This is a genomic window from Pedobacter sp. (assembly GCF_035566355.1).
Lineage (GTDB): Bacteria > Bacteroidota > Bacteroidia > Sphingobacteriales > Sphingobacteriaceae > Pedobacter.
In genome coordinates this window covers 1-6,653 of the sequence record NZ_DATMRL010000265.1, presented here as the reverse complement: position 1 = coordinate 6,653, position 6,653 = coordinate 1, and the positions used below count along the sequence as shown (strand labels likewise).

At 40.9% G+C, this 6,653-nt stretch carries 8 protein-coding genes; 7 read left to right on the top strand and 1 reads right to left on the bottom strand.

Features of this window, described 5'->3' with window-relative positions:
• From VNZ46_RS10480 to VNZ46_RS10470, 3 genes are all read left to right on the top strand, one after another.
• A partial coding sequence (locus VNZ46_RS10480; RefSeq protein WP_325560115.1) for an HAD-IC family P-type ATPase occupies positions 1–491 on the top strand: 491 nt, incomplete at its 5' end.
• Between the two features lie 19 nt (positions 492–510).
• Positions 511–717 (top strand): heavy-metal-associated domain-containing protein, encoded by a 207-nt coding sequence (locus VNZ46_RS10475; protein WP_325560114.1) that lies wholly within the window; start codon positions 511–513, stop codon positions 715–717.
• 2 nt (positions 718–719) lie between these two features.
• A complete protein-coding gene (locus tag VNZ46_RS10470) occupies positions 720–1,286 on the top strand; it encodes an AraC family transcriptional regulator (RefSeq protein ID WP_316836918.1) in 567 nt (188 codons plus the stop codon).
• On the opposite strand, the gene VNZ46_RS10465 is transcribed toward VNZ46_RS10470, so the two are convergent.
• On the bottom strand, positions 1,279–2,556 hold the full coding sequence (locus VNZ46_RS10465; RefSeq protein ID WP_325560113.1) for an acetyl-CoA hydrolase/transferase family protein: 1,278 nt from the start codon (positions 2,554–2,556) through the stop codon (positions 1,279–1,281). The two genes, VNZ46_RS10470 and VNZ46_RS10465, sit on opposite strands and share 8 nt — an antisense overlap.
• A gap of 225 nt (positions 2,557–2,781) precedes the next feature.
• Between VNZ46_RS10465 and VNZ46_RS10460 the strand changes: the two genes are divergently transcribed.
• The 4 genes from VNZ46_RS10460 to VNZ46_RS10445 all read left to right on the top strand — a co-directional run.
• Complete coding sequence (locus VNZ46_RS10460) at positions 2,782–4,350, top strand: sensor histidine kinase (RefSeq protein ID WP_325560112.1); 1,569 nt, start codon at positions 2,782–2,784, stop codon at positions 4,348–4,350.
• Positions 4,351–4,381: 31 nt separating this feature from the next.
• Positions 4,382–5,047 (top strand): HAD family phosphatase, encoded by a 666-nt coding sequence (locus tag VNZ46_RS10455; RefSeq protein ID WP_325560111.1) that lies wholly within the window; start codon positions 4,382–4,384, stop codon positions 5,045–5,047.
• Positions 5,048–5,099: 52 nt separating this feature from the next.
• Entirely contained in the window at positions 5,100–6,494 is a 1,395-nt protein-coding gene (locus tag VNZ46_RS10450; RefSeq protein WP_325560110.1) for a mercuric reductase, read from the top strand.
• The coding region (locus VNZ46_RS10445; RefSeq protein ID WP_325560116.1) for an ATP-binding cassette domain-containing protein at positions 6,481–6,653 on the top strand (173 nt) is incomplete at its 3' end. The genes VNZ46_RS10450 and VNZ46_RS10445, both read left to right, overlap by 14 nt.

Sequence of the window (6,653 nt, the reverse complement as noted above, 5' to 3'; positions counted from 1 at the left end):
TGCTTACGGGAGACAATGAACAGACCGCATCTGCTGTAGCCACTCAGGCAGGTATTTCTCACTATAAGGCTGAAGTATTGCCTTCGGAAAAAGCGGCCTTTGTACAACAATTACAGAAAGAAGGTAAAGTGGTGGCCATGGTGGGAGACGGTATCAACGATAGCCAGGCACTTGCCCAGGCAGATGTTTCTATTGCCATGGGGAAAGGTTCTGATATTGCCATTGATGTAGCTAAGATGACGTTAATTTCCTCTGACTTACAGCAGATACCTAAAGCATTACGTTTGTCAAAACAAACGGTTAAAACCATCAGGCAGAATTTATTCTGGGCCTTTATTTACAATGTGATTGGTATCCCGCTGGCTGCTGGTGTATTATTCCCTGTAAATGGCTTTTTACTGAATCCCATGATTGCCGGTGCTGCTATGGCGCTCAGCTCTGTGTCTGTGGTGAGTAATAGTATCCGTTTAAAACTAGCAAAATTGAATTAATCATTAACTTTATAAAAACATGGAAACATTAAAATTCAAAACCAATATAAAATGTGGCGGTTGTATAGCAACTGTAACCCCTTTTTTAAATGATCTCGAGACTGTCCAGTCCTGGAAAGTAGATGTAGATAATGCAGATAAAGTATTAACTGTTGAAGGAAGTGCAAGTGCTCCTGAAGTAATTGATGTATTGAACAAGGCAGGTTACAAAGCAGAAAAGATTTAAATATGTTGTTACACGTTAAAAATATGGTTTGTGACCGCTGTATACTGATTGTTCGTCAACAGCTGGAGAACTTAAATTTTAAGGTAAAGGACATTAGTTTGGGGAAGGTAGATATTGAACCAGAACCCATGGAAGAGCAGGTGCAAAATATTGCATCTGCTTTGCAGGTTCTGGGCTTTGAACTGATCGACAAACAAAAGGACCAGCTTGTAGAGCAAATTAAAACTAAGGTCATCGAACTGGTGCATTATTCCGATCTGAATGCCATTCATCAAAGCCTGATGACCCTGATCGCCGAGCAACTCCATAAGGAGTATACTTATCTGAGCCGATTGTTTTCTGATGCTGAGGGAATTACAATAGAAAAATATATTATTCAGCAAAAAATTGAAAAAGTGAAAGAACTGATTCAGTATGGGGAGCTGAATTTGAACGAAATCGCCTTTAAAATGGGCTATAGCAGCAGTGCCCATTTATCTACACAATTTAAATCGGTTACCGGGCAGTCGCCAAGCCAGTATAAAGCAGCTGCCGGTCAGCAAAGAAAGGCTTTAGATCAGGTTAAATAAACCGGTCATGATACGCCTTTTCCAGTGTTTCCCGGTGCATAGGGTGGGCCAGACTAATGAGGGCTTTTGCTCTTTGTTTCAGACTAAGGCCAAAAAGGTTCACTTTTCCGTGTTCTGTGACCACCCAGTTTACATGGCCCCTGGTGGTAACCACACCAGCACCTTCTTTTAAAAAGGGAACGATTCTGGAGATACCCTTGGAAGTAACCGAGGGAAGGGCTATAATGGGCTTGCCGCCTTGTGACAGGGAAGCACCATGAATAAAGTCCATTTGCCCGCCAATACCCGAATACTGGTATGTACCCATGGAATCCGCACATACCTGACCGGTAAGGTCTAGTTCTATGGCAGAATTGATGGCAGTAACTTTTGGGTTTTGACGGATAATACTTGTATCGTTGGCATAAGAGATATCCATTACACGAATGCTGGGGTTGTCATTTACAAAGTCATACAATTTTCTGGTGCCTATCATGAAACCGGTAATGGATTTACCTCTGTTGATCTTTTTAAGACTATTATTAATTACACCACTCTGGATTAAGGGAATGACACCATCAGACAACATTTCTGTATGAATGCCCAGGTTTTTATGTCCGCTCAAATTCTTTAATACCTGATCTGGAATGCCACCTATACCCAGTTGCAGGGTTGCTCCATCTTCCACCAGGGAGGCGATATGGTGCCCGATGGTGACCATGGCTTCTGTGGTTTTTGCTGAATAATCAACTTCAGGTAGCGCAGATTCATGCCAGACCAGTGTATTGATTTTATTGATGTGTATAAAGCCGTCGCCATGGGTACGTGGCATATTTGGGTTTACCTGTGCGATAACGTGTCTGGCGGTATCTACTGCCGCGCGGGCAATATCTACAGAAGTCCCCAGCGAACAGTATCCATGTACATCGGGGGGTGAAACTTGCACCATAGCGACATCAATAGGTAAAAAACCTTCTTTAAAGAGTTTGGGGATCTGGCTTAGAAAAACGGGTACGTAATCTCCGTAGGAACTGTTTACTATGGCACGTGTATTGGCTGATACAAACAGAGAATTAAAGAAGAAACTTTCTTTATAGGTGGAATGGTTGAAATCTGCTTCTCCTAAGGTGGTGATACTGACAAGTTCTACCTTTTTTAATTCCTGATGTCTTTGTTGGAGAGCTTTGACCAGGTGTACTGGAGTGGCCGCACTGCCATGAATAAATACCCGGTTGCCGGATTGTATCGCTCTAACGGCTTCTTCTGCGGTAGTATATGTCGTGTTGTTCATGATTGTTGTTCTTAGCTAAAGATGGGAAAAATTACTTTAGTATGCCATGATGAAAGTCATCCTGAACGTATGATCACAGTCATTAATCAGAAGCTTTTTTTATTTTTATAAAAATGAATAGATCTTACCTTAATTCTTTTTAATAAGATATTGGATCTTTTTCCTCATTTCGGTAAATAAGTTTTAATTTTAATCGTTACTCTGATTAAACAATTCTGATGTACAATGAATGATCTAGCAGATATCCATAAGAATTTTGATGAGGAAGGCGTTTTAAAAGCACTCAATGAGAGCAGGACGGAGCTGGAGTTTGCGGTGAATGCGGCCGAGCTGGCTACATGGGACCTCAATACAAAAACCTATAAATTTAGTGGTAATCAAAGGCTGAGGGAATGGTTTGGACTTGGTGGAAATGGTGAGGATATTGATCTGGCAGAAGCCGTTGGTGTGATTGCAGCAAAAGATAGACAGAAGGTGAGTGATGCCATTCAAAATGCGTTGCACTTTTCTTCAGGAGGTCTTTATAACATATCTTATACAATTATCAACCCATTGTCAGGTAAAGAACGAATTGTGCTGGCCAGAGGTAAAGCTCTTTTTGATGAAGACAATCGCCCTACCCGGTTTAATGGGATTCTGCAAGACATTACCGAAGAAACCAAAGCCCGTTCTTTGCTGGAAGATGCGGAGGAAAGAGCAAGACTTGCAGCGGATGCGGTAAAGCTAGGTACCTTTGATATGAACTTGTTTACCAGTAAGATGTCTACTTCAGATCGTTTCAATACCATTTTTGGATTTGAGGCGACAGCGAGCAGGGCGCAATTTGCTGCTGTCATCCATCCTGAGGACAAGGCTATTAGAATTGATGCACACAGACGGGCTGTTGAAACCGGACAACTTTTTTATGAAGTGAGGGTAATTTGGCCCGACCAATCTGTGCGCTGGATAAGAGTGGAAGGTAAAATCTATTATGACGGGGATGGAAAAGCAGTAAGAAATATTGGAACTGTACTGGATATTACCGATAAAAAGAATACGGAAAAAGAATTGTTATCAATCAATAAGCAGCTTCAGACAGCTTTGGAAGAGCAGAAAAACCTGCAGCGGCAGAAAGATGATTTTTTGGCTATTGCAAGTCATGAACTGAAAACCCCGGTAACGAGTTTGAAGGCATATACTCAGGTTATGCAGAAAATTTTATTACAAAAAGGGGATACAAAGGAAGCCGAGATGATGGTGAAGATGGATGCGCAGCTAAAGCGTTTAACGAACCTTATTGGTGATTTATTGGATGTAACGAAGATGAATTCCGGCCGGATTGAATTTAACTCTTCTGATTTTGATTTCAATGAAATGCTGAAGTTTGTGATTGAAGAATTACAGCGTACAACCGATAAGCATACCATCAGGGAGCATTTTAAGGAGGTAGGTATCATTACAGGCGATGAAGAGCGTATTGGCCAGGTAGTGACCAACTTGATTTCCAACGCCATTAAATATTCTCCGGCTGAAGGTGTGATCAACGTATCCAGCGAAATCAAAGATGATGAGATTGTGGTATGTGTGGAAGATAAGGGAATTGGTATTCCTGAAGATAAACTGGAGAAGGTCTTTGAGCAGTTTTATCGTGTGAAAGGTCATTTGCAGCATACTTTTCCTGGTTTAGGTCTGGGCCTTTTTATTTCTGCTGAAATTATTAAAAGAGAAGGCGGTAAGCTTTGGGTAAATAGCGTTGAGGGAAAAGGATCTACTTTTTGTTTTTCGCTTCCGTTAAAGAAGCCGAATCAGATTTAATTTGCTAATTTTATGAAATAAACTTCTTTCTATGCCGAAACTTAAAGCTGTATTGTTTGATCTTGACGGTACCTTGATTGATTCAGAATATTTTCATTTCGAGTGCTGGAATGAAATCCTCAAAACATTTTCTTACGAAATGACCTATGCGGACTGGTTAAAGGGGTATGCTGGTTTTCCACTTCCTGTAAACAGCAAAAATATTAAAGAACACTACCAGCTTGATATTTCTTTGCAAGAGTTAATGGCCTGGCGAGAAAGAATGAGTATGACTGGATTGGAGACTAAGACGATCAATTTGATGCCTTATGCATTGGATACCTTAAGGTTTTTTAAAGAAGAAGGATTAAAACTGGGTTTGGTTACAGCCAGCCCGCAGTTTGAGGTGGACCTGATCTTTAAGAGAAACAACCTGGCAGATTTTTTTGATGTGATGGTGACCAGATCGGATGTGGTTAATTCCAAACCTGATCCGGAGGGCTATAATTTATGTGTATCTAAGCTTGGTGTTGAAAAGGAAGAATGTATTGCTTTTGAGGATACGATAAATGGTTTACGGGCAGCTAAGGCTGCTGGCTTGGTTTGTTATGCTATTCAACAGGATGAAACACAACATGAGAAGCTTTCTGTTGCAGATTCTATATTCCTGGATTTGGAAGAGGGACGCAAAAAGGCGCATCTTTCATTAATGCTATAAATATTTAAGGGATTAAAAAAAATTGCTGACAATTTGATTTGAACGTTGTTATATGTTTATGAAATCATTTGATGCAATTGTAATTGGCGCAGGACAGGCTGGCGTACCATTAGCCAAGAAGCTGGCTGCTGCAGGCTGGAAAACGGTCCTAATCGAAAAAAGATGGATCGGCGGAACCTGTATTAATGATGGGTGTACACCCACAAAGACAATGGTTGCCTCTGCAAGGATGGCTTATATGGCTGGAAAAAGTAAAGATCTTGGCGTTGATATTCCAGCCTACAGACTCAACTTTAAGACGGTCATGCAGCGCAAAGATCATTTGGTCTCCTTATTCAGAGAGGGTGCTGTTCGTGGTATAGAAAAGACACCAAATTTAAGTGTTGTGTATGGAGAAGCTAAATTTATAGCTGATCATCAGGTACAGGTAATGAAGGAAGACAGGGCTGATCTTTTTGAAGCTAAACATATCTTTATCAATACGGGTGCCTTGCCGTTTGTTCCTGAAATTGAAGGGCTTTCTGAAATAAAATTTCTCACTTCTACTTCTATCATGGAATTAGAGGATGTTCCATCTCATTTACTGATTGTAGGTGGTGGTTATATAGGAATGGAGTTTGGACAGATGTTTAAACGGTTTGGTGCGGAGGTGACGCTGCTGGAACAAGGTGATCGTCTGCTACCACATGAAGATGAAGACGTTTGCAGGGAGATGAGTACAGTTTTTCAGGAGGAGGGTATAAAGGTACTGCTACAGACCAAAGCCATTAGGTTTGAAAATTATGGGGATGTCAGAATCCGGGTGACTACTTTGACAGATGGAGAGGAGGTAAAGCATTTGTGCAGCCATGTGTTAATCGCTTCTGGCAGGGATCCGCAAACCAGGATGCTTGGATTGGAAAATACGAATATCATTTGTAATGACCAGGGTTACATTAAAGTTAATGATCATTTAGAAACAGATGTTAAAGGTGTTTATGCACTTGGTGATGTAAAGGGTGGTCCCGCATTTACCCATATCGCTTATAACGATCATTTGGTGTTGATTGATCATTTGTTGCACGGGGAGAAAAAAGGGATTAAAGGACGGTTATTACCTTATTGTATGTTCACAGATCCCCAGTTAGGAAGGGTAGGTATCAATGAACTGCAGGCTAAAGAACTTGACCTGGATATTATAGTGGCTAAAATTCCAATGAAAAATGTAGCCAGAGCATTGGAAAATGGGGAAACCAGGGGTTTTATGAAAGCCATTGCAGATAAAAAATCAAAATTGCTGCTTGGTGCAGCAGTAATTGGTGAACAGGGTGGTGAAATTATGTCTATCTTACAGATGGCTATGGTGGGGAAGATTACCTATGACCAAATCAGGAAAATGATCTTTGCTCATCCTTTATATGCAGAATCTTTGAATAACCTTTTTATGTCACTAGATGATAAAAGTTGAAAACCTGAGTAAAAAATTTGATGGTAAATTCGCTGTCGAACGAATCAATTTTGAAGTTGCGGGGGGAGAGACAATGGTTCTTTTAGGGACCAGTGGATGTGGCAAAACAACTACTTTGCGGATGATCAACCGGTTGATTGAACCTGATGCCGGTGAAGT

What these genes read in the sequence shown, in the direction of transcription:
- VNZ46_RS10475 (WP_325560114.1), top strand. Translation starts at nt 511, where the DNA reads ATGGAAACATTAAAATTCAAAACCAATATAAAATGTGGCGGTTGTATA.
- VNZ46_RS10470 (WP_316836918.1), top strand. Translation starts at nt 720, where the DNA reads ATGTTGTTACACGTTAAAAATATGGTTTGTGACCGCTGTATACTGATT.
- VNZ46_RS10465 (WP_325560113.1), bottom strand. Translation starts at nt 2,556, where the DNA reads ATGAACAACACGACATATACTACCGCAGAAGAAGCCGTTAGAGCGATA.
- VNZ46_RS10460 (WP_325560112.1), top strand. Translation starts at nt 2,782, where the DNA reads ATGAATGATCTAGCAGATATCCATAAGAATTTTGATGAGGAAGGCGTT.
- VNZ46_RS10455 (WP_325560111.1), top strand. Translation starts at nt 4,382, where the DNA reads ATGCCGAAACTTAAAGCTGTATTGTTTGATCTTGACGGTACCTTGATT.
- VNZ46_RS10450 (WP_325560110.1), top strand. Translation starts at nt 5,100, where the DNA reads ATGTTTATGAAATCATTTGATGCAATTGTAATTGGCGCAGGACAGGCT.